14 protein-coding genes are annotated in these 21,024 nt (G+C 69.6%); 11 read left to right on the top strand and 3 right to left on the bottom strand.

From position 1 onward, the window contains the following. The first annotated feature begins 152 nt into the window (after nt 1-152). Both femX and AC068Z_RS11340 read left to right on the top strand, forming a co-directional pair. Nucleotides 153-1,274 carry a peptidoglycan bridge formation glycyltransferase FemX gene (gene femX / locus AC068Z_RS11345; RefSeq protein ID WP_451718152.1) on the top strand — a complete coding sequence of 374 codons (1,122 nt, stop codon included), beginning with the start codon at nt 153-155 and terminating at the stop codon, nt 1,272-1,274. A gap of 92 nt (nt 1,275-1,366) precedes the next feature. After that, nucleotides 1,367-2,398, top strand: a complete 1,032-nt coding sequence (locus tag AC068Z_RS11340; RefSeq protein ID WP_478554380.1) for an alanine racemase — start codon at nt 1,367-1,369, stop codon at nt 2,396-2,398. Nucleotides 2,399-2,562: 164 nt separating this feature from the next. Here AC068Z_RS11340 and AC068Z_RS11335 read toward each other — a convergent pair whose 3' ends face one another. Both AC068Z_RS11335 and AC068Z_RS11330 read right to left on the bottom strand, forming a co-directional pair. After that, entirely contained in the window at nt 2,563-4,056 is a 1,494-nt protein-coding gene (locus AC068Z_RS11335) for a glycosyltransferase family 87 protein (RefSeq protein ID WP_478554379.1), read from the bottom strand. 144 nt (nt 4,057-4,200) lie between these two features. Next, nucleotides 4,201-6,903: a transglycosylase domain-containing protein gene (locus AC068Z_RS11330; protein WP_478554378.1), complete on the bottom strand. Its 2,703-nt coding sequence runs from the start codon at nt 6,901-6,903 to the stop codon at nt 4,201-4,203. Between the two features lie 356 nt (nt 6,904-7,259). On the opposite strand from AC068Z_RS11330, the gene AC068Z_RS11325 reads away from it, so the two are divergent. The 4 genes from AC068Z_RS11325 to AC068Z_RS11310 all read left to right on the top strand — a co-directional run bounded on the left by AC068Z_RS11325 (nt 7,260) and on the right by AC068Z_RS11310 (nt 11,045). Continuing rightward, on the top strand, nt 7,260-7,943 hold the full coding sequence (locus AC068Z_RS11325) for a PadR family transcriptional regulator (protein ID WP_478554377.1): 684 nt from the start codon (nt 7,260-7,262) through the stop codon (nt 7,941-7,943). Nucleotides 7,944-7,987: 44 nt separating this feature from the next. Continuing rightward, a complete protein-coding gene (locus AC068Z_RS11320; protein ID WP_451718164.1) occupies nt 7,988-9,070 on the top strand; it encodes an inositol-3-phosphate synthase in 1,083 nt (360 codons plus the stop codon). 93 nt (nt 9,071-9,163) lie between these two features. Beyond that, nucleotides 9,164-10,426 (top strand): MFS transporter, encoded by a 1,263-nt coding sequence (locus AC068Z_RS11315; protein WP_478554376.1) that lies wholly within the window; start codon nt 9,164-9,166, stop codon nt 10,424-10,426. Nucleotides 10,427-10,550: 124 nt separating this feature from the next. Then, nucleotides 10,551-11,045: an LppU/SCO3897 family protein gene (locus AC068Z_RS11310; RefSeq protein ID WP_478554375.1), complete on the top strand. Its 495-nt coding sequence runs from the start codon at nt 10,551-10,553 to the stop codon at nt 11,043-11,045. A 101-nt stretch (nt 11,046-11,146) separates the two neighbouring features. On the opposite strand, the gene AC068Z_RS11305 is transcribed toward AC068Z_RS11310, so the two are convergent. Continuing rightward, nucleotides 11,147-12,592: a CCA tRNA nucleotidyltransferase gene (locus tag AC068Z_RS11305; protein WP_478554374.1), complete on the bottom strand. Its 1,446-nt coding sequence runs from the start codon at nt 12,590-12,592 to the stop codon at nt 11,147-11,149. Between the two features lie 212 nt (nt 12,593-12,804). On the opposite strand from AC068Z_RS11305, the gene AC068Z_RS11300 reads away from it, so the two are divergent. The 5 genes from AC068Z_RS11300 (at nt 12,805) to AC068Z_RS11280 (ending at nt 20,951) form a co-directional block, all read left to right on the top strand. Further along, on the top strand, nt 12,805-15,174 hold the full coding sequence (locus AC068Z_RS11300; RefSeq protein WP_478554373.1) for a DUF6049 family protein: 2,370 nt from the start codon (nt 12,805-12,807) through the stop codon (nt 15,172-15,174). A 44-nt stretch (nt 15,175-15,218) separates the two neighbouring features. Next, entirely contained in the window at nt 15,219-17,498 is a 2,280-nt protein-coding gene (gene murJ, locus AC068Z_RS11295) for a murein biosynthesis integral membrane protein MurJ (RefSeq protein ID WP_478554372.1), read from the top strand. Nucleotides 17,499-17,616: 118 nt separating this feature from the next. Then, nucleotides 17,617-19,314, top strand: a complete 1,698-nt coding sequence (locus tag AC068Z_RS11290) for a protein kinase family protein (RefSeq protein WP_478554371.1) — start codon at nt 17,617-17,619, stop codon at nt 19,312-19,314. A 21-nt stretch (nt 19,315-19,335) separates the two neighbouring features. Then, nucleotides 19,336-20,061 carry an RNA polymerase sigma factor SigM gene (sigM, locus tag AC068Z_RS11285; protein ID WP_478554370.1) on the top strand — a complete coding sequence of 242 codons (726 nt, stop codon included), beginning with the start codon at nt 19,336-19,338 and terminating at the stop codon, nt 20,059-20,061. Further along, nucleotides 20,058-20,951 (top strand): anti-sigma factor, encoded by an 894-nt coding sequence (locus AC068Z_RS11280; RefSeq protein WP_478554369.1) that lies wholly within the window; start codon nt 20,058-20,060, stop codon nt 20,949-20,951. Before sigM ends, AC068Z_RS11280 begins: the two co-directional genes overlap by 4 nt. Nucleotides 20,952-21,024: the final 73 nt, after the last annotated feature.

The following is a 21,024-nucleotide window of genomic DNA, read 5'->3' as shown; positions in this document are numbered from 1 at the left end:
TCCGACCCCATCCCACAGCGCCCCGGCGGCCGACAGGCCGGGGCGAAGCTTCCGTACGCCCGGTCGGGCCGCTCGCGAGGCGCAGTAGGCTTCGGCGCGAGAGCCGGAGCCCCTGAACCCATGGGGACACACCAGCCCGAGGAGCGCCCCGAATGAGCCTGACCCTGAGGACGATCAGTCGCGAGCAGCATCTGGCCTACATCCAGAGCCTGCCGGCGGCGAGCCACATGCAGGTTCCGGCCTGGGCTGACGTCAAGGCGGAGTGGCGCTCCGAGAACCTCGGGTGGTTCGACGACCGTACCGGCGAGATGGTCGGCGCGGGCCTGGTCCTCTACCGGCAGCTGCCCAAGATCAAGCGTTACCTCGCCTATCTGCCCGAGGGCCCGGTCATCAACTGGTTCGCGCCGAATCTGACCGACTGGCTGGAACCGATGCTCGCGCACCTGAAGCAGCAGGGCGCCTTCTCCGTGAAGATGGGCCCGCCGGTGATCATCCGGCGCTGGGAGGCGGGCTCCATCAAGGCCGGCATCCAGAACCCGGACGTGAAGCGGCTGCGCGACATCGAGGCCGACTTCATCGAGCCGCGCGCCTTCGAGGTCGCCGACAAGCTCCGCCGTATGGGCTGGCAGCAGGGCGAGGACGGCGGCGCCGGCTTCGGCGACGTGCAGCCCCGCTACGTCTACCAGGTGCCGCTGGCCAACCGGTCCCTGGAAGAGGTCCACAAGAACTTCAACCAGCTGTGGCGCCGCAACATCAAGAAGGCCGAGAAGGCCGGCGTCGAGGTCGTCCAGGGCGGTTACCACGACCTCGAGGAATGGCAGCGGCTGTACGAGATCACGGCCGTGCGCGACCACTTCCGGCCCCGCCCGCTGGGGTACTTCCAGCGCATGTGGACGGCCCTCAACACCGAGGACCCCAACCGCATGCGGCTGTACTTCGCCCGGCACAACGGCGTGAACCTGGCCGCCGCGACGATGCTGGTGGTCGGCGGACACGTCTGGTACTCCTACGGCGCCTCCGACAACATCGGCCGTGAGGTCCGGCCCTCGAACGCGATGCAGTGGCGGATGCTGCGCGACGCCTACGCGCTCGGCGCGACCGTCTACGACCTGCGCGGCATCTCCGACTCGCTGGACGAGTCCGACCACCTCTTCGGCCTGATCCAGTTCAAGGTGGGCACCGGCGGCCAGGCGGCCGAGTACCTCGGCGAGTGGGACTTCCCGCTCAACAAGCTGCTCCACAAGGCGCTCGACATCTACATGTCGCGCCGCTGAGTCACGGACGGGTGCCGAACCACGGGCATTTGCTTCGATAGCTTCCATACCTCTGATACACCGCAGCCACCAGAAAGGTTCCAGGTCCGGCCATGGCGCTCACGCTCTACGTCGACACCGCGCGCTGGCGGGCGCACCACAAGCACGTGCAGGAGCAGTTCCCGGGCCTCGTCCCGGTCTGCAAGGGCAACGGCTACGGCTTCGGACACGAACGTCTGGCGGAGGAGGCCACCCGGCTGGGCTCGGACGTCCTCGCCGTGGGCACGACGTACGAGGCCGCGCGCATCAAGGACTGGTTCGGCGGCGACCTGCTGGTGCTGACGCCGTACCGGCGCGGCGAGGAGCCCGTCCCGCTGCCCGACCGGGTCATCCGCTCGGTGTCCTCGATCGATGGCGTGTACGGCCTCGTGGGGGCCCGGGTCGTCATCGAGGTGATGTCCTCGATGAAGCGGCACGGCGTGAGCGAGCAGGAACTGGCGCAGTTGCACGCCGCCATAGAGAACGTCCGGCTGGAGGGCTTCGCCATCCACCTGCCCCTGGACCGCACCGACGGCTCGGACGCCGTCGAGGAGGTCATCGGCTGGATGGACCGGCTGCGCGCGGCCCGCCTGCCGCTGCACACGATGTTCGTCAGCCACCTCAAGGCCGAGGAACTGGCCCGCCTGCAGCAGCAGTTCCCGCAGACCCGCTTCCGGGCCCGTATCGGCACCCGGCTGTGGCTGGGGGACCACGACGCCACGCAGTACGGCGGCGCGGTCCTGGACGTCACCCGCGTCTCCAAGGGCGACCGCTTCGGCTACCGGCAGCAGAAGGCGGCCTCCGACGGCTTCCTGGTCGTCGTGGCGGGCGGAACCTCGCACGGGGTGGGTCTGGAGGCCCCCAAGGCGCTGCACGGCGTCATGCCGCGCGCCAAGGGCGTCGCCCGGGCCGGCCTCGCCACGGTCAACCGGAACCTTTCTCCGTTCGTCTGGGGCGGCAAGCAGCGCTGGTTCGCCGAGCCGCCGCACATGCAGGTCTCCATCCTGTTCGTCCCGTCGGACGCCCCGGAGCCGAAGGTCGGCGACGAGCTGGTGGCCCATCTGCGCCACACCACCACCCAGTTCGACCGCATCGTCGACCGCTGAGCGTCACCGCAAAAGGCACAGGGCCGCCCCCCACAAGGCCGCCCCACAACGCGCCCTCACAAGGCCGCCTCCACAAGGCAACAAGAAGGCCGTGCACGGTTCTCCCGTGCACGGCCTCTCGCGTCCCCCAGCGCCTCTCCTACGCCCCCCCAGCCCTCGTTCGCTCAGAGCGAACGGTCCTCCGGGCCGCCCCACTCCACCTGCGGCCCGTCGAAGTGGGCCGCGTGCTTGGGGGGATGGGCCGCGGCCCCGAACACGAAGGCGTCCTCCGCCCCGTCGAGCACCCCGCCCGAGGGATCGTCGTCGCCCGCCCGGCGCACCACGTCCCGCTCGGGCATGAGGATGTCGCGGACGACCACGGCGCACAGGTACAGCGTGCCGAGCAGGTGCACGCCGATGGCCCAGTGGTAGCCGTCGGTCGGCAGTCCCTTGTGGGCGTCTCCGCTGGTCGTGTACGCGAGGTACATCCAGATCCCCAGGAAGTACGCCACCTCGCAGGCCTGCCAGATCAGGAAGTCACGCCACTTCGGACGGGCCAGCGCGGCCAGCGGGATCAGCCACAGGACGTACTGCGGGGAGTAGACCTTGTTGGTGAGGATGAACGCCGCGACGATCAGGAACGCGAGCTGGGCGAAACGCGGCCGGCGCGGGGCGGTGAGCGCGAGCGCGGCGACCCCGGCACAGCACAGCAGCATCAGCAGCGTGGCGAAGGTGTTGACGGTGTCGGTGCTCAGCGGGTCGCTGGAGTTCTGGGCCAGGATCAGCCAGAAGGACCCGAAGTCGACTCCCCGCTCCTGGCTGAACGTGTAGAACTTCGACCAGCCGTCGAAGGCGAGCAGCATCACCGGCCCGTTCACGACGACCCAGGCGATCACTGTGGCGCCCAGCGCCTTGCCGAAGTCCCGCCACTTGCCCGCGCGCCAGCACAGCACGAACAGCGCGCCGAGCAGGAAGACAGGATAGAGCTTGGCGGCCGTGGCGAGCCCCAGGAGGACGCCGAAGGCGACGGAACGGCCCCGCGACCACATCAGCATCGCGGCGGCCGTCAGGGCGACGGCCAGCAGGTCCCAGTTGATGGTCGCGGTCAGCGCGAAGGCCGGTGCCAGCGCGACCAGCAGTCCGTCCCAGGGGCGCCGGGCGTGCGTACGGGTCACACAGACGGCGATGACGGCCGCGCAGGCCATCAGCATCCCCGCGTTGACCATCCAGTACCACTGCTCCTGGTGCTGGATGCTGCCGCTGCCCGGTGTGAGCCAGGACGCCACCTCCATGAACACGCCGGTGAGCACCGGGTACTCGAGGTACTCCATATCGCCGGAGAGCTTGTCGAAGTACGGCACAAGACCGTCCGCGAAGCCACGCCCCTGGTAGAGGTGCGGGATGTCGGAGTAGCAGGCGTGCGTGTACTGCGAGCTGGCGCCGAAGAACCAGGCGCCGTTGTAGCAGGGCGCCTTCTGGACCAGGCCGAGGGCGAACATGCCGATCGCGACGAGCGCGATGATCCGCACGGGGGTCCACCACGACGTCCCCAGCAGGGCGAACCGTCCGACGGGGCCGCCGATCAGCTCACTGCCGCTGCGGGCCACCTCGTCGTCCTTGGTGGGCCGTACCGGGTCCGGCTCGTGCACGCTCGCTCGCGTCGTCTCTGCGCTGGGCATGGGGCACATCCTGCCGTACGCGCCTGGGAACACGCCGTGGGCCGCCGCACCTGGTCGGTGCGACGGCCCATGTTTCACGTGAAACACCCGCGCCGGGCGATAGGGCGCCGAATCGGACACCCTCCGCGTTCCCGGCCGCTCGGGCTAGCCGGTATTGCCGCCGAAGAGGCCTCCATTGCCGTTGCCGTTGCCGTTGTTGTCTCCGGTGTCCCCGGTCTCCGTCGGCGACGGCGACGTCGTCACGCCTCCGTCAGTACCGCCGGTGTCGGTCCCGCCGGTCTCCTCGCAGCCGAAGAACCCGCAGTCCGGCACGGTCTCCGAGGGCTTCGGATTGGGCTTGGTCCTGGTCGGCGTCGGGCTCGGCGTCGGACTGGCCTCCTCCGTCTCCGTGGGCGTGGGAGTGGGCGTCGGGGACGGGACGTCGTTGATGACCTCGCCGATGGGCTCCGGGGTGGGGAAGGCCTTCGCCGGCTCGCCCTTCAGCGCCTGTTCCATGTAGTCGTGCCAGATCTCGGCCGGGAACGAGGCGCCGTGGATCGATTCCTGGTCACCCGTGCCGTACATCTCCAGGAACTTGCGGTTCTTGACCGTCTCGTCGTCCGGGTACCGGAACATGCTGATCGCGGTCGACAGCTGCGGGGTGTACCCGACGAACCAGGCCGACTTGTTGCCGTCGGTCGTACCGGTCTTGCCGGCGACCTCGCGGCCCGTCAGCTGGGCGTTGGTACCCGTACCCTTCTCGACCACGGTCTTCAGGACGTCCGTGACGTTGTCGGCCACCTGGGCGGTGAAGGCCTGCTTCGTCTCGTCCTTGTGCTTGTAGACCGTGCCGTCCGCGCTCTTGACCTCGGTCACGGAGTACGGATCGCGCTGCTTGCCGCTGGCCGCGAAGGTGGCGTACGAGCCCGCCATGCGGATCGCACTGGGCTCGGAGATGCCGATGGAGAAGGACGGGAAGGTGGTACCCGTCAGGGTGTCCTCCTTGATGCCCGCGTCGACCGCGGCCTCCTTCACCTTGTCCAGGCCGACGTCCATGCCGAGCTGCACGAAGGCGGAGTTCGCCGAGAACTGCATCGCCGTGCGCAGGTCGATCTGGTAGTTCGGCGGGTCGCCGAGCGACTCGTCGCCGTCGTTGGCCTGGAGCCACTCCTTGCCCTTGTCGTCCTGCCAGACCGACCCGTCGTAGTTCTTGATCTTGAGGTCGTTCTGGCCGCTGTACAGGCTCTTCGGGGAGACCTTGGTCCGCTCGTCCTGTGCCTGCGTCTCACCACCCTCCGGGTCACGGACGCCCCACTTCATCGCCGCCGCGAGGACGAACGGCTTGAACGTCGAACCGACCTGGGCGCCGGTGACATCGGCGTTGTTGGTGAAGTGCTTGGTCGCGTCCGAACCGCCGTAGATCGCCCTGATGGCACCCGTCTCCGGGTCCACCGAAGCCCCGCCGAACTGGACGTGCGTGTCCGTCTTCGGGCGCTTCTTGGGATCGATGTTGGCCTTCTCGACCTTCTTCACCGCGGACTCGAGTTCCTTGACCTTCTTCTTGTCGAAGGTCGTGTAGATCGAGTAGCCGCCCTGCTGCAGATCTTCGGGGGTGATGTTCGTGTTGTTGACCACGTACGCCTTGGCGAGGTCGACGAGATAGCCGACCTGGCCGCTCAGCGCGGTGTTGGAGCGGGGGTTCTGGACCCTCGGAAGCTCGGTGTACTTGTCCCGCTCGGAGGCGCTGAGGTGGCCGTACTCGACCATCTTGTCCAGGGTGTCCTGCATCTGGATCGTGGCCCGCTTGGTGTTCGCCTCGGGCGTCGCGGCCTGGTCGATGGACGTCGCGCCCGCGGGGTCGTAGTACGTGGCGCCCTTGAGCATGGCCGAAAGGAAGGCGCACTGCCCGGCGTTGAGGTCGATCGAGTCCTTGTTGAAGTACGCCCGCGAGGCGGCCTGGATGCCGTAGGCGCCACGGCCGTAGTACGCGGAGTTCAGGTAGCCGGCCAGGATGTCGTCCTTGGACAACTTGGCGCCCACCTTGACCGACACCATGATCTCCTGGAACTTGCGGGAGATCGTCTGGGACTGGTCGTCCAGCATCGCGTTCTTGACGAACTGCTGGGTGATGGTGGAACCACCCTGTGTCTCGCCGCCCCGTGCCATGTTCAGCACGGCCCGGGCGATGCCCTTGGGGTCGATGCCGCTGTCGGTGTAGAAGGTCTTGTTCTCCTGGGAGATGACCGCGTTGCGCATGTCCTCGGGGATCTGGTCGAGCTCCACGATCTGGCGGTTGGTCTCACCACCCGTGGCGACCATCTGCGAGCCGTCGGACCAGTAGAAGACGTTGTTCTGGGCCTCGGCGGTCTTGGCCACCTCCGGAACGCCCACCATCGCGTAGCCGATGCCCGCGATGGCCACCAGGCTGCCGAAGAAGCCCAGGCACAGTCCGGACACGAGCTTCCAGGAGGGCATCCAGCGGCGCCAGCCGTACTTGCCCGCGCGCGGATAGTCGATGATCCGCTTCTTGCCGGGAGCCGTGGCCCGTCCCCTGCCCCTGCCGGGACCGGTCGGGCCGCCCGGAGCGCCGCGTCGGCCGCCCCCGCCGGGCTCGGCTGCTCTACGGCGTCCGCCCCCGCTTCGCTGGGCGGCACGGCGGGCTTCGGCGCGGCCGCCGAACGGACGCTCCTCACCACCCGACCCGTGGGGGACCGACCCATGGGAACTCGTCCCATAGGAGTCGGCGGGAGACCCGGTGGCGCCTCGCGGAGCCGCGCGGCGGCCGGAGGACGGGCCGGGCTGGCCGCGTCGGGCCGCGGCACGTCCGCCTTCCTGCGGCTGCGGCGGTTTGCGACGGTGCTCGCTCATCGAACGATTACTCCTAGGGCAGGCGCACCCGTGTGACGCGCCTGGAAACGGCGGCAGGTTTCCGGTCCCCCCGAAGTACGGATGTGGTCGCTTCCGCATTCACCCGTACTGCACCGAGGACGACGACGCCCCCAGACGTCACTTGGTTCCCGGTGGTGTGCATGGCGCACAGACTACGCACCGTCAAAACCTGCCTAGCCCCGAAGTTCACCCCAAATCAGGCACATCGCATCCCATGAATCAGTGATGTGATCCCGTTCACCATCCTCCCTCTTGTCGCATCCGGAAGGCCGTTCTATCGTCTTGATGTATCGAGTCGATACATCAGCGCGAGATAAGCACGAGGAGGCGAGAGGATGAGCCGGCGTTCCGGGATCCTTGAGTTCGCCGTACTCGGCCTGCTCCGCGAGTCCCCGATGCACGGCTATGAGCTGCGCAAACGACTCAACACGTCACTGGGCGTGTTCCGGGCGTTCAGCTACGGAACCCTCTACCCCTGCCTCAAGACGCTGGTCGCCAACGGCTGGTTGATCGAGGAGCCGGGGAACGCCCCCGAGGACGCCCTCGCAGCGTCCCTCGCCGGCCGCCGCGCCAAGATCGTCTACAGGTTGACGGCGGAAGGTAAGGAGCACTTCGAGGATCTGCTCTCCCAGACCGGCCCCGACGCGTACGAGGACGAGCACTTCGCCGCCCGGTTCGCCTTCTTCGGGCAGACCTCGCGCGATGTCCGCATGCGCGTGCTGGAGGGCCGACGCAGCCGCCTGGAGGAGCGTCTGGAGAAGATGCGCGCCTCCCTGGCGCGCACCCGGGAGCGCCTCGACGACTACACGCTTGAGCTCCAGCGCCACGGCATGGAGTCCGTGGAGCGCGAAGTGCGCTGGCTGAACGAGCTCATCGAGAGCGAGCGGGCCGGGAGGGACCTCAAGGGGTCCGCCACCGGGGGGCCCGCTCAGCAGGACACCACACATGGATCGACGGGCGGCCTGCCCCGACCCGGGGACGACCCCGGGACGGATACGCCCGACGACACCGCCACGTGAGCGCTCACTCAGAGCCTCACTCGTACACACAGGGAGCAACCGGAATGGGTTCGGTTCGCGTAGCCATCGTCGGCGTGGGCAACTGCGCCGCGTCGCTGGTGCAGGGCGTCGAGTACTACAAGGACGCCGACCCGGCGTCCAAGGTCCCGGGCCTCATGCACGTCCAGTTCGGCGACTACCACGTCGGTGACGTGGAGTTCGTCGCGGCCTTCGACGTCGACGCGAAGAAGGTCGGCCTCGACCTCGCTGACGCCATCGGCGCCTCCGAGAACAACACCATCAAGATCTGCGACGTGCCGCACTCCGGTGTGACCGTCCAGCGCGGCCACACCCTCGACGGTCTCGGCAAGTACTACCGCCAGACCATCGAGGAGTCCGCCGAGGAGCCGGTCGACGTCGTCCAGATCCTCAAGGACAAGCAGGTCGACGTCCTCGTCTGCTACCTGCCCGTCGGCTCCGAGGACGCGGCGAAGTTCTACGCCCAGTGCGCCATCGACGCCAAGGTCGCCTTCGTCAACGCCCTCCCGGTCTTCATCGCCGGCACCAAGGAGTGGGCGGACAAGTTCACCGAGGCGGGCGTCCCGATCGTCGGTGACGACATCAAGTCGCAGGTCGGCGCCACCATCACGCACCGCGTCATGGCGAAGCTGTTCGAGGACCGTGGCGTGCGCCTGGAGCGCACCATGCAGCTGAACGTCGGCGGCAACATGGACTTCAAGAACATGCTCGAGCGGGACCGCCTCGAGTCCAAGAAGATCTCCAAGACGCAGGCAGTCACCTCGCAGATCCCCGACCGGGACCTCGGCGAGAAGAACGTCCACATCGGCCCGTCCGACTACGTCGCGTGGCTCGACGACCGCAAGTGGGCCTACGTCCGCCTCGAGGGCCGCGCGTTCGGTGACGTCCCCCTGAACCTGGAGTACAAGCTCGAGGTCTGGGACTCCCCGAACTCCGCGGGTGTCATCATCGACGCCCTCCGCGCTGCGAAGATCGCCAAGGACCGTGGCATCGGTGGCCCGATCCTGTCGGCGTCCTCGTACTTCATGAAGTCCCCGCCGGTGCAGTACTTCGACGACGAGGCCTTCGAGAACGTCGAGAAGTTCATCAAGGGCGAGGTCGAGCGCTAAGCAGGCCGCTCCTCGAATCTGCTCCTGCCAGGGCCGAGAAGGGTCCCCGGGTCATACGGCCCGGGGACCTTCCCGTATGTGAGGCTGAGCCCCATGTCCGTCGCCCGCGACCTGCGCGTCCTGCTGCGTTTTCGGAACTTCAGGCGCCTGCTCGCCCTCCGGCTGCTCTCCCAGGGCGCCGACGGCGTCTATCAGGTCGCGCTCGCCACCTACGTCGTCTTCTCCCCCGAGAAGCAGACCTCGCCCGCCGCGATCGCCTCCGCGATGGCGGTCCTGCTCCTGCCGTACTCCCTCGTCGGCCCCTTCGCCGGTGTCCTCCTCGACCGCTGGGAACGCCGCCAGGTCTTCCTCTACGGCAGCCTCCTGCGCGCCCTGCTGGCCTGCGCCACAGCCGTCCTGATGGTCAGCCAGGTCCCGGACTGGCTGTTCTACGCCTCCGCCCTGTGCGTCACCGCCGTCAACCGCTTCGTCCTGTCCGGCCTGTCCGCGGCCCTCCCGCGCGTGGTCGACGAGGAGCGACTGGTGATGGCCAACTCCCTCTCCCCGACAGCCGGAACACTCGCGGCGACACTGGGCGGCGGTCTCGCCTTCGTCGTACGACTGTTGGTGTCGGACTCCGACGCCGCCGTCGTGCTGCTCGGCGCGGCCCTGTATCTCTGCGCGGCGCTGGCCTCGCTGCGGATGTCACGGGATCTGCTGGGCCCCGACCGGGAGTTGGTGCGGCCCGGGCTGCGCACGGCCCTGGCCGAGACCGCGCGCGATCTGGGGTCGGCGGTACGTCATCTGGCGGCGCCGGCCCGCAGGGAGGCGACCTGGGCGCTGGCCGCGATGACCCTGATGCGCTTCTGCTACGGCGCCCTGCTGGTGATGCTGCTGATGCTCTGCCGGTACTCCTTCTCCACCACCACGGACGAGGGACTCGCCCTGCTGGGGCTGGCGTTGGGCATCTCCGGCGCCGGATTCTTCGTGGCGGCCGTGCTGACGCCGTGGGCGGCACGACGGCTCGGTCCCGGGCGCTGGATCGTGGTGTGCGCCGGCGTCGCCGCCGTGCTGGAACCGGCGTTGGGGCTGCCGTTCGCCACGGCCCCCATGCTGGCGGCCGCGTTCGTGCTGGGACTGAGCACGCAGGGCGCGAAGATCGCCACGGACACCATCGTCCAGTCCTCAGTCGAGGACGGCTTCCGCGGCCGGGTTTTCTCCTTCTACGACGTCCTGTTCAACGTCGCCTTCGTCAGCGCCGCCGGAGTGGCCGCCCTGATACTGCCGCCGGACGGCCGCTCGGTGCCGTTGGTGGTAACGGTCGCCGTTATCTACGGAGCGGTTGCTGTGGCTATGGCCCGCTTTGAGCGCCGGTAAGTGTCACATCAATGCCACAGAGCCCCTCCTGACTACTGGTGTGTCAGTGGGGCCCGATAACTTACGTGAGTCTTATGCGCGCTCCGTTCGCGTCACTCATTCATGTTCCTAGGGGGACCCCCAAGTGACCACTCCGCCGCCCCAGGGCCAGAACCCGTTTGCTCAGGGCCAGAACCCTTACGCCCAGCAGCCCCAGGGCCAGGCCCCGTACCCGCAGCAGCCGGGCTTCCCGCAGCAGGGCGCGGCCCCGTACGCCCCGGTCCCGCCGGAGCAGCCCCGCCGCAAGCTCAGCTTCAAGACGATCAAGAACATCGTCATCGGCGTGGCCGTCGTCTCCGTCATCATCGGCGGCTTCATAGCGAGCCGGGACGACGCCAACACCGCCGCTGTGGGCGACTGCATGCACCGCGGCAGCACCGACGACAACAACCCGGACCTCGAGGTCGTGGAGTGCAGCTCCTCCGAGGCCGAGTACGAGGTGCTCGCCAAGATCGAGGGCTCGTTCAGCGGCCTGACGGCGGAGACGCAGTGCGAGTCCAAGGCGAAGGACTTCCAGTACGTCTACACCGAGTCCGGTGACGGCAGCGACTTCCTGCTCTGCCTGAAGGACTACAAGTAGTAGGCAGACAGCGAGAGGGGGCGGTGTTTCACGTGAAACACCGCCCCCTCTCACATGCCCGGGGTCATGTTTCACGTGAAACATGACCCCGTTTCATGTCCTCAGGCCTGCTGCTCGGCCCACCAATCCTTCAGGGCCGACACCGCCGCGTCGTGTTCCATCGGGCCGTTCTCCAGGCGCAGTTCCAGCATGTGCTGGTAGGCCCGGCCGACGAGCGGGCCCGGGGCCACGCCCAGGATCTGCATGATGTCGTTGCCGTCGAGGTCCGGGCGGATCGCGTCGAGCTCCTCCTGCTCCTGGAGCTGGGCGATGCGCTCCTCCAGGCCGTCGTACGCCCGGGAGAGGGCGGCGGCCTTGCGCTTGTTGCGGGTCGTGCAGTCCGAGCGGGTCAGCTTGTGCAGCCGGTCGAGCAGCGGGCCCGCGTCCCGCACATAGCGGCGGACCGCGGAGTCCGTCCACTCCCCGGTGCCGTAGCCGTGGAAGCGCAGGTGGAGTTCGACCAACCGCGAGACGTCCTTCACCAGCTCGTTGGAGTACTTCAGGGCCGTCATCCGCTTCTTGGTCATCTTCGCGCCGACCACCTCATGGTGGTGGAACGAGACCCGGCCGTCCTGCTCGAAGCGGCGCGTGCGCGGCTTGCCGATGTCGTGCAGCAGCGCGGCCAGCCGGAGGGTCAGGTCGGGACCGTTCTCCTCCAGCGCCATCGCCTGCTCCAGGACGATCAGCGTGTGCTCGTAGACGTCCTTGTGCCGGTGGTGCTCGTCGCTCTCCAGCCGCAGGGCCGGCAGCTCGGGCAGCACCCGCTCACCGAGCCCGGTGTCCACGAGCAGCGTCAGGCCCTTGCGGGGGTGCGCCGAGAGGATCAGCTTGTTCAGCTCGTCGCGCACCCGCTCCGCCGAGACGATCTCGATGCGCTCCGACATCTCCTTCATCGCCGTGACGACCTCGGGAGCCACCTCGAAGTCGAGCTGTGCCGCGAACCGCGCCGCCCGCATCATCCGCAGCGGATCGTCGGAGAAGGACTCCTCGGGCGTGCCCGGGGTGCGCAGCACCCGCTCCGCGAGGTCACCCAGCCCGCCGTGCGGATCAATGAACTCCTTCTCCGGCAGCGCGACGGCCATCGCGTTCACCGTGAAGTCGCGGCGGACCAGATCCTGCTCGATGGAGTCGCCGTACGAGACCTCCGGCTTGCGGGAGGTCCTGTCGTACGCCTCGGACCGATAGGTCGTGACCTCGATCTGGTAGCCGTCCTTCTGTGCCCCGACGGTGCCGAACGCGATCCCGACCTCCCAGACGGCGTCCGCCCACGGCCGCACGATCTTGAGGACGTCCTCGGGCCGGGCGTCGGTCGTGAAGTCCAGGTCGTTGCCGAGCCGGCCGAGCAGCGCGTCCCGGACCGACCCGCCGACCAGGGCGAGGGAGAACCCGGCCTCCTTGAAGCGGCGGGCGAGGTCGTCGGCGACAGGCGCGACCCGCAGCAGTTCACTCACCGCGCGGTGCTGCACCTGGCTCAGGACGCTGAGGTTGTCTTCGTTGGCGTTCGGCACAACAAAAGAGGGTACGTGGCCGGAACGGCCCCCAGCGCCTCCATTGAACGTGCACAAACCCGGTCCCCTTTATACGGGCACATACGGGACAGGCCACCGTCGCGGGCCGATCTTGTGGCGCAGTCCGCGGCACTTCCCCTCAGCGCGCATCGTTACCATGCGTGGACGCACATTCCGACGACCACTGACGACGACGAGGGACGGGCGAGCGCGTGGCCGAGGCGGCAGACTTCCAGGGGACGAGTGCCTCACCTGCCCGCCGGTGGCTGCGGCGCACCGGGGCGATGCTCGCCGGTGCCCCCCTGCTGGCGGGGCTCCTCCAGCTGCCCGCGGCGTCCCCCGCCCAGGCCGCCGAGACCGACGAGACGGTCGCCGTCGCTGTGGACTCGCTCACCCCGAGCATCCCCGGGGACGGCGACACGCTGACCGTCTCCGGCACGGTGACCAACAAGGGCAAGCAGGCCGTCAGCGACGCCCAGGTGGATCTGCGGGTGGGACAGGAGCTGACCACGCGCTCCGGCATCGACACCGCCGCCAAGGCCACCGGCTCCCAGCCGGGCACCGACGGGCTGCCGGTGGGCGACAAGTACGTCGCGAAATTCCCCAAGCTCACTCCGGGCGTCTCGGAGCCCTTCAGCATCTCCGTGCCGGTCGACGAACTGGATCTCGGCGGCAACGGCATCTACCAGCTCGCCGTCTCCCTGTCCGGCGAGACCCCCGCGCAGCCCTGGTCCCAGGTGCTCGGCGTCCAGCGGACCTTCCTGCCGTACCAGCCGGACGAGGCCGACACCCAGACGAAGACGACCGTGCTGTGGCCGCTGATCTCCACCGTCCACATGACGGCGCAGACGGGGTCGAACGAGTCGCAGACGCCGGTCTTCCGGGACAACGCCCTCGCCAAGGAGATCGCCCCGGGCGGCCGCCTGGGGCAGCTGGTCTCCCTCGGCAAGGACCTCGACGTCACCTGGGTGGTCGACCCGGACCTGCTGGCCTCCGTGGACGCCATGACCCGCAGCTACCGCGTCCAGGGCGAGGACGGAACCACCACCGCCGGCACCCGCGCCGACCAGGAGCTCGCCAAGCGGTGGCTCGCCGACGTGCAGGACGCGGTGGCGGACGACGAGGTCGTCGCCCTGCCCTTCGCCGACCCCGACCTGGCCTCCCTCGCCCACAACGGCGCGAACGTCACCGGATCGCTCGGCCACCTGAAGGAGGCGACCGACGTCGCCGCCGACACCGTCGACTCGATCCTGCACGTGGAGCCGACGACCGACTTCGCCTGGCCCGTGGACGGCGCTGTGGACCCCTCGATCGTCAAGGTCGCCACGTCCGCCGGAGCGGACAAGGTGATCGCGCGCAGCGACAGCCTCCAGGAGACGGCCGGTCTGACATACACGCCCTCGGCGGCCCGCCCCATCGGCGGCGGTACGACGGCGGTGGTCGCGGACGCCCGGCTGTCCACGGCCTTCCAGGGCGACATGGCGAGGGCCTCCACCTCGACCCTCGCCGTGCAGCGCTTCCTGGCCCAGAGCCTGGCGCTGAACCTCCAGACGGACGACCAGCGCAGCATCGTGGTCGCCCCGCAGCGCATGCCCACGGCCGGCCAGGCCCGGGCGCTGGCGGAGGCGGTCACGGCCCTTCAAGGCGGTGGCTGGACCGAGTCTCAGGACCTCACGACGGCCGCCGCGGCCAAGCCGGACCCGGGTGCCACCACGAAGATCCCGTCGCGGTCCGCGTACCCCTCCGGTCTGCGCAAGCAGGAGCTGCAGCGGTCCGCCTTCGAGCAGATCGCGGCCACCGAGGAGAAGCTCGACAGGTTCAAGGTCGTCCTCAGCGACGAGTCCCGGGTGGTGACCCCCTTCGGGCGCGCCATGAACCGCGAGATGTCCACGTCGTGGCGGGGCCGGGCCACCGAGGCGGCCGAGTACCGCGACGGCATGGAGCGGTACCTGGAGTCCCTGGCCGAACAGGTCAGCCTCATCGAGAAGTCCGAGACCAAGCTCTCCGGGCGCAGCGCCACGATCCCCGTGACCGTGCAGAACAACCTCGTGCAGGGCGTCGACGACCTGGTACTGCGGCTCACCTCGACCAGCCCGAGGCGCCTGAAGATCGGCGGCGCCGCCTACGACGAGCAGCCGGTCGCGGTCTCCGGCGGGCACAGCCAGACGGTGAAGTTCACCACCTCCGCCGAGGCCAACGGCCAGGCCGAGGTGATCGCCCAGCTCTACACGGAGGACGGGCAGAAGTACGGCGACCCGGTCAAGTTCAACGTGAAGGTGACCGAGTTCACCGCCACGGTCATGCTGGTCATCGGCGGCGGCTTCCTCCTTCTCGTCCTCGCCGGCTTCCGGATGTACACGCAGCGCAAGCGCGCGGCCCGCGACGCCCGGAAGCACGGTCCCGACGCCTCCGGCGAGGCCGAGGACACCCCGGAGAACCCCGAGGGCCCCGACGCCCGTCCTACGGAGGAGTCCGGATCCGGTGCCGGGGCAGGCGACCCGGAGCAGCCGAGTGACCCGACAGCTGACACCCCAGCGGAAAGCGCGGACCCGTCCGGCACGGGTGAGAGAGTGGACCGTTGAGGATGTCGTGGCCGGTGGGCCCGGGACGATGAGGTGGGGTAACCATGAACGCGCCGTACGACGGTGACCGCGGCCAGGCCGCGGGCGGCTCGGGCCACCCCGAGGGCCCGCCGCCCGAGCACGGCCAGGTACCGCCGCAGCCCCCCGCGGACATGTACCTCCAGGACGCCTACGACCAGGACCCCTACCGCGCGCAGGACCTCTCGGCCCAGGACCCGGTCGCCGAGGCCCTCTACGACCGCGCCGCGCACCCCCCGCCGCCCCCCGGTACCTACCCGCAGCAGCCGCTCTACGCCCAGCCCCAGCAGTCGCCGTACGCCCCCGACCCGCACGTGTGGGCCCAGACCCCCGCGCCCGAGCCCGACGGCGCGACCCAGTACCTGCCGTACGGCGACGACCCGCGCACCACGCAGTACGTGGGCGTCGACGACCTGGTCACGCACTCCGCCGAGGAGCGGCACGAGCCGGACGCCTTCGCGCACCTGTTCAGGGACCAGCAGCAGGGCGGCGCACGCCAGCCCTACGAGCCCCCGTCGGTGCCGGGCCCCGCGGCGGCGCCCGGGCAGTACCAGCAGCCACAGCCGGCCGCCGTGCCCGCGACCGACGCGACCATGAACCTCGGCACCGCCCCCGTACCACCGCCGGCTGAACCGGCACCCGCGACCGCGGCCTCCCCGGCTCCGGCGAAGAAGGCCGGCAGGGCGGGCGGACTGCTGAAGTCGAGCGCGGTGATGGCGGCGGGCACGATGGTGTCCCGGCTCACCGGGTTCATCCGCTCCGCGCTCATCGTCTCGGCGCTCGGCGTCGGACTGCTCGGCGACACCTTCCAGGTCGCCTACCAGCTGCCGACGATGATCTACATCCTGACCGTCGGCGGCGGTCTCAACTCCGTCTTCGTGCCCCAGCTCGTGCGCGCGATGAAGGAGGACGAGGACGGCGGCGAGGCCTACGCCAACCGGCTGCTGACCCTCGTCATGGTGGCGCTCGGCGCGCTCACCGTGCTCTCGGTCTTCGCCGCGCCGCTGCTGATCCGGATGCTGTCCGACTCGGTCGCCAGCGACCCGGCGGCCAACGAGGTCGGCATCACCTTCGTCCAGTACTTCCTGCCCTCGATCTTCTTCATGGGCATCCACGTGGTGATGGGGCAGATCCTCAACGCCCGCGGGAAGTTCGGCGCGATGATGTGGACCCCGGTCCTCAACAACATCGTCATCATCGTGACCCTGGGCATGTTCATGTGGGTCTACGGCACCGCCGCCGACTCGGGCATGACGGTCACGAACATCCCGCCGGAGGGCCAGCGGCTGCTCGGCATCGGCGTCCTCCTCGGCCTGGTCGTCCAGGCCCTGGCGATGATCCCCTACCTGCGCGAGACCGGGTTCCGGCTGCGCCTGCGGTTCGACTGGAAGGGCCACGGCCTCGGCAAGGCCGTCACGCTCGCCAAGTGGACCGTGCTGTTCGTCCTCGCCAACCAGGCCGGGGCCATCGTCGTCTCCCAGCTCTCCACGGCGGCCGGCACCGAATCGCCCGTCGACGGCACCGGCTTCGCCGCCTACGCCAACGCCCAGCTCATCTGGGGGCTCCCGCAGGCGATCATCACGGTCTCGCTGATGGCCGCCCTGCTGCCGCGCCTGTCCCGCTCGGCGGCCGAGGAGGACGCCGGGGCCGTCCGCGACGACATCTCGCAGGGCCTGCGCACGACGGCCGTGGCGATCGTGCCGATCGCCTTCGGCTTCGTCGCCCTCGGCATCCCGATGTGCACGCTGATCTTCGGCTCCTCGGGCACCAGTGAGGCCACCAACATGGGGTACATGCTGATGGCCTTCGGCCTCGGCCTGGTCCCGTACTCAGTGCAGTACGTCGTCCTGCGCGCGTTCTACGCCTACGAGGACACGCGCACGCCCTTCTACAACACGGTCATCGTGGCGGCGGTCAACGCCGCCGCCTCCGCCGCCTGTTTCGTCGTCCTCCCCGCACGCTGGGCCGTGGTCGGCATGGCCGCCTCGTACGGCCTCGCGTACGCCATCGGCGTGGGCGTCGCCTGGAGCCGTCTACGCAAGCGGCTCGGCGGCGACCTCGACGGCGCCCGCGTGCTGCGGACGTACGCCAGACTCTGCATCGCCTCGGTGCCCGCGGCCCTGCTCAGCGGCGCGGCCTGCTACGGCATCGGCAACGCCCTCGGCCAGGGCGTGGTCGGCTCGTTGGCCGCCCTGGTGGTCGGTGGAGCGGTCCTGCTCGGGATCTTCTTCGTGTTCGCCCGCAAGATGCGAATCGAGGAGCTGAACTCGCTGGTCGGGATGGTCCGGGGGCGTCTGGGGCGCTGAAGCGGGGGTACGCGCACAACCATCGTCCGCCACCGCGTGTCGTGCATAGCGGCGGACTGTGGGCACAATTGGTCTCGGCGTCTCAGAGCGCGCAACGGATGGGGAGGCAGGAGCGACGGTGGCGGAACGGAGCACGGCTGCCGTCGACGTGGCAGACAACAGCGGCGACAAGTCGCTGACCGCACAGGCGGACCAGTCCACGTCCGACGGGGTGGTCAAGAATCGGGAGCGGGACACGGACACCGACGAGGCACAGGGGAGTGGCGGGACCGACGGTTCCGGGAAAGCCTCACCACCCGAACTGCACAGCGGTCACAAGCTCGCCAGACGCTACCGCCTCGAGGAGTGCGTCACCCGTCTGGACGGCTTCAGCAGTTGGCGCGCGGTGGACGAGAAGCTGCGGCGTGCCGTGGGCGTCCACATCCTGCCCGCGGACCACACAAGGGCCCGCTCCGTGCTGGCCGCGGCCCGTTCCTCCGCGCTGCTCGGCGACCCCCGCTTCGTCCAGGTGCTGGACGCCGTCGAGGAGAACGACCTCGTCTACGTCGTCCACGAGTGGCTGCCCGACGCCACCGAGCTGACCACCCTGCTCTCCTCGGGCCCCCTGGAGCCGTACGACGGCTACCAGATGGTCTCCCAGGTCGCCGCCGCCATGGCCGCCGCACACCGGGAGGGTCTCGCTCATCTGCGGCTGAACCCCAACGCGGTGCTGCGGACGTCTTCCGGGCAGTGGCGGATCCGCGGACTCGCCGTCAACGCCGCGCTGCGCGGCATCAGTTCGGACACCCCGCAACGCACCGACACCGAGGCCATCGGCGCCCTGCTGTACGCGGCGCTCACCCAGCGCTGGCCGTACGAGAGCGACGCCTACGGCCTCTCCGGGCTGCCCAAGGACGTGGGCCTGATCGCCCCCGACCAGGTGCGGGCCGGAGTCCACCGGGGCCTGTCCGAGCTGTCCATGCGCGCGCTCGCCAACGACGGCGCGACCGCCTCCCGCCACGAGTCCGCGTGCACCACGCCGGAGGAGCTGGTGAAGGCGATCAGCGAGATGCCCCGCATCCGCCCGCCGGAGCCGACGTTCACCGCGCCCCCGGAGTACCAGCGCACGACGTACCAGCAGGGCACGTACGGCCGCCAGGCCCCGCACCCCGGCGCCACCCAGCCCGTCCCGACCCCGCCGCCCCCGCTCCAGAGCCGTACGGGCAGGGCGTTGAAGTGGGCCGTGTCGGCGCTCCTCATCGCCGCCCTGGGCCTGGGCAGCTGGCAGCTCGCGGACGCCCTCATGGACCAGGGCAAGTCCAACGACACCAACCAGACGCAGACGACCGACGGCGACGACAAGAGCCCGAAGAAGCCGACCGTCGGCAAGCCGATCGCGATCCAGGACGCCCACGACTTCGACCCGAACGGCACCGACGGCTCCGAGTACCCGGAGGACGTGTACAAGGTCTACGACGACGACCCGAACTCGTACTGGCAGACCAGCTATTACGAGGGTGCCAAGTTCGGCAACCTGAAGCCCGGCGTCGGTGTCATCCTCGACCTCGGCAAGGTCCAGCAGGTCGGCAAGGTGACCGTCAGCTTCATGGGGAGCACCTCCGTCGAGCTGCTCGCCGCCTCCGGCGACGCCGGCACCATGCCGACGTCCCTGGACGGCTACACCAAGGCCGCCGACGGCTCCGGCACGACGGTGACGCTCAAGCCGGACGAGGCGCTCAAGTCCCGGTATCTGCTGGTGTGGCTGACCGAGCTGCCGATACAGGCCGACGACGGCAAGTGGCGCGGACGGGTGCTCGACGTCAAGGTCACCAGCTGAGGCTGCGAGGGAGGGGGTCCGATGGCAGACGGCATCGCATACGGCGACACGAGCGATCAGGACCTCCTGGCCCGCCATGTGGAGGGGGACCCCGACGCCTTCGCCGAGTTGGTGCGCCGTCATCGTGACCGCCTCTGGGCCGTAGCCCTGCGCACCCTGGGCGACCGCGAGGAGGCCGCCGACGCCGTTCAGGACGCGCTGGTCTCCGCCTACCGGGCCGCCCACACCTTCCGCGGTCAGTCGGCCGTCACGACCTGGCTGCACCGGATCACGGTGAACGCCTGCCTGGACCGGGCGCGCAAGGCGGCCTCCCGCAAGACCTCTCCCGTCGACGACACCGAGCGGCTGGAGCAGCTCCTGGAGCCGCACGAGTCGGCCGCCGCCCCCGCGGAGCGCAAGGACCTCCACCGGCAGCTGCTGGAGGCCCTCGGCACCCTTCCGCCCGATCAGCGGGCGGCCCTCGTGCTGGTCGACATGCAGGGGTACCCCGTCGCCGAGGCCGCCCGGATCCTCGACGTGCCCACCGGGACGGTCAAGAGCCGCTGCGCCCGGGGCAGAGCCAGACTGCTGCCGCTCCTCACCCATCTGCGGCCGGAAAACGCCGGTGACGGAAGAGGGGCGGGTCAGGGGCGGAACCGCGAGGAGGGGACATCCGTCCCACCGGCAGCGGGACCGCATGCCGGGCGTCCGGGCGAGGCCGGGCCGAATGATTCAGCTGCTGTGAAGGGCGGAGGTGGGCGAGCGTGACGTCGACGACAGACACGGCCGGGCACCCGGAAGTCACCGAACTCTCCGACCTCAGCGAGGGCCTGCTGACCACGAGCCGGAGCACCGACGTACGACGGCACCTGGACGAGTGCGAGCTGTGCGCGGACGTCTACGCGTCGCTGGAGGAGATCCGCGGGCTGCTCGGGACACTGCCGGGGCCGCCGCGCATGCCGGCCGACGTCGCGGGACGGATCGACGCCGCCCTGGCCGCCGAGGCGCTGCTGAACGCCACGGCTCCCGAGGAGACCGCGCCCTCCGCCCCACAGAACCTCGACGACGGCACGCGTGTTTCACGTGAAACATCGGTCACCGCCGACCGTCCCGCGGGCCGCGCCCGTACCTCCTCCACCGGTCCCGGCCGCAAGGAGCACCGCCGAGGCGGACGCCGTCGCGTCGCCGTCCTCGGCACCGTCTTCACGGTGGCCGCCCTCGGACTCGGCTCCGCGCTGCTCGCGTCACTGAACGACGGCTCGCCCGGCGAGGCGGGCGGGGACCAGTCCACCGCCGCGGACACCTTCGCCGCGACCACGCTGGAGAAACAGGTCACCGACCTCCTCGCCGAGTCGTCGACGGGCACCCGACGCTCCCCCAACCACAGCATGGGTACGCAGTCCCATCCCCCCTCCAAGGAACCGCACGTCTTCAAGCAGCCGACGGTCCCCGGCTGCGTCCAGGAAGGCATCGGGCGGGACGACCCCGCCCTCGCCACGGAGGAAGGCACCTATCAGGGCACCGAGGCCCTGCTCGTGGTGCTGTCCGACTCCGAGGACGCCGGCAAGGTCACCGCCTACATCGTGGACGCGACCTGCGTGAGCGATCCTTCCGTGGGCAAGGGCGAGGTCCTGCTGACCCACACCTACAGCCGCTGACCCACGTCTGTCAGGCGTCGCCCCTTCGTGTGCCCGGACACAGCGGGAATGCGCGCCCCTTAGGATCCGTTGG

It is taken from the genome of Streptomyces sp. NPDC043726, from assembly GCF_056436565.1.
This window is presented reverse-complemented; position numbering and strand designations above follow the sequence as displayed.

Bases quoted from the DNA above. Each gene is read 5' to 3' on its own strand.
- femX (WP_451718152.1), top strand. From the start codon at position 153: ATGAGCCTGACCCTGAGGACGATCAGTCGCGAGCAGCATCTGGCCTAC.
- AC068Z_RS11340 (WP_478554380.1), top strand. From the start codon at position 1,367: ATGGCGCTCACGCTCTACGTCGACACCGCGCGCTGGCGGGCGCACCAC.
- AC068Z_RS11335 (WP_478554379.1), bottom strand. From the start codon at position 4,056: ATGCCCAGCGCAGAGACGACGCGAGCGAGCGTGCACGAGCCGGACCCG.
- AC068Z_RS11330 (WP_478554378.1), bottom strand. From the start codon at position 6,903: ATGAGCGAGCACCGTCGCAAACCGCCGCAGCCGCAGGAAGGCGGACGT.
- AC068Z_RS11325 (WP_478554377.1), top strand. From the start codon at position 7,260: ATGAGCCGGCGTTCCGGGATCCTTGAGTTCGCCGTACTCGGCCTGCTC.
- AC068Z_RS11320 (WP_451718164.1), top strand. From the start codon at position 7,988: ATGGGTTCGGTTCGCGTAGCCATCGTCGGCGTGGGCAACTGCGCCGCG.
- AC068Z_RS11315 (WP_478554376.1), top strand. From the start codon at position 9,164: ATGTCCGTCGCCCGCGACCTGCGCGTCCTGCTGCGTTTTCGGAACTTC.
- murJ (WP_478554372.1), top strand. From the start codon at position 15,219: ATGAACGCGCCGTACGACGGTGACCGCGGCCAGGCCGCGGGCGGCTCG.
- sigM (WP_478554370.1), top strand. From the start codon at position 19,336: ATGGCAGACGGCATCGCATACGGCGACACGAGCGATCAGGACCTCCTG.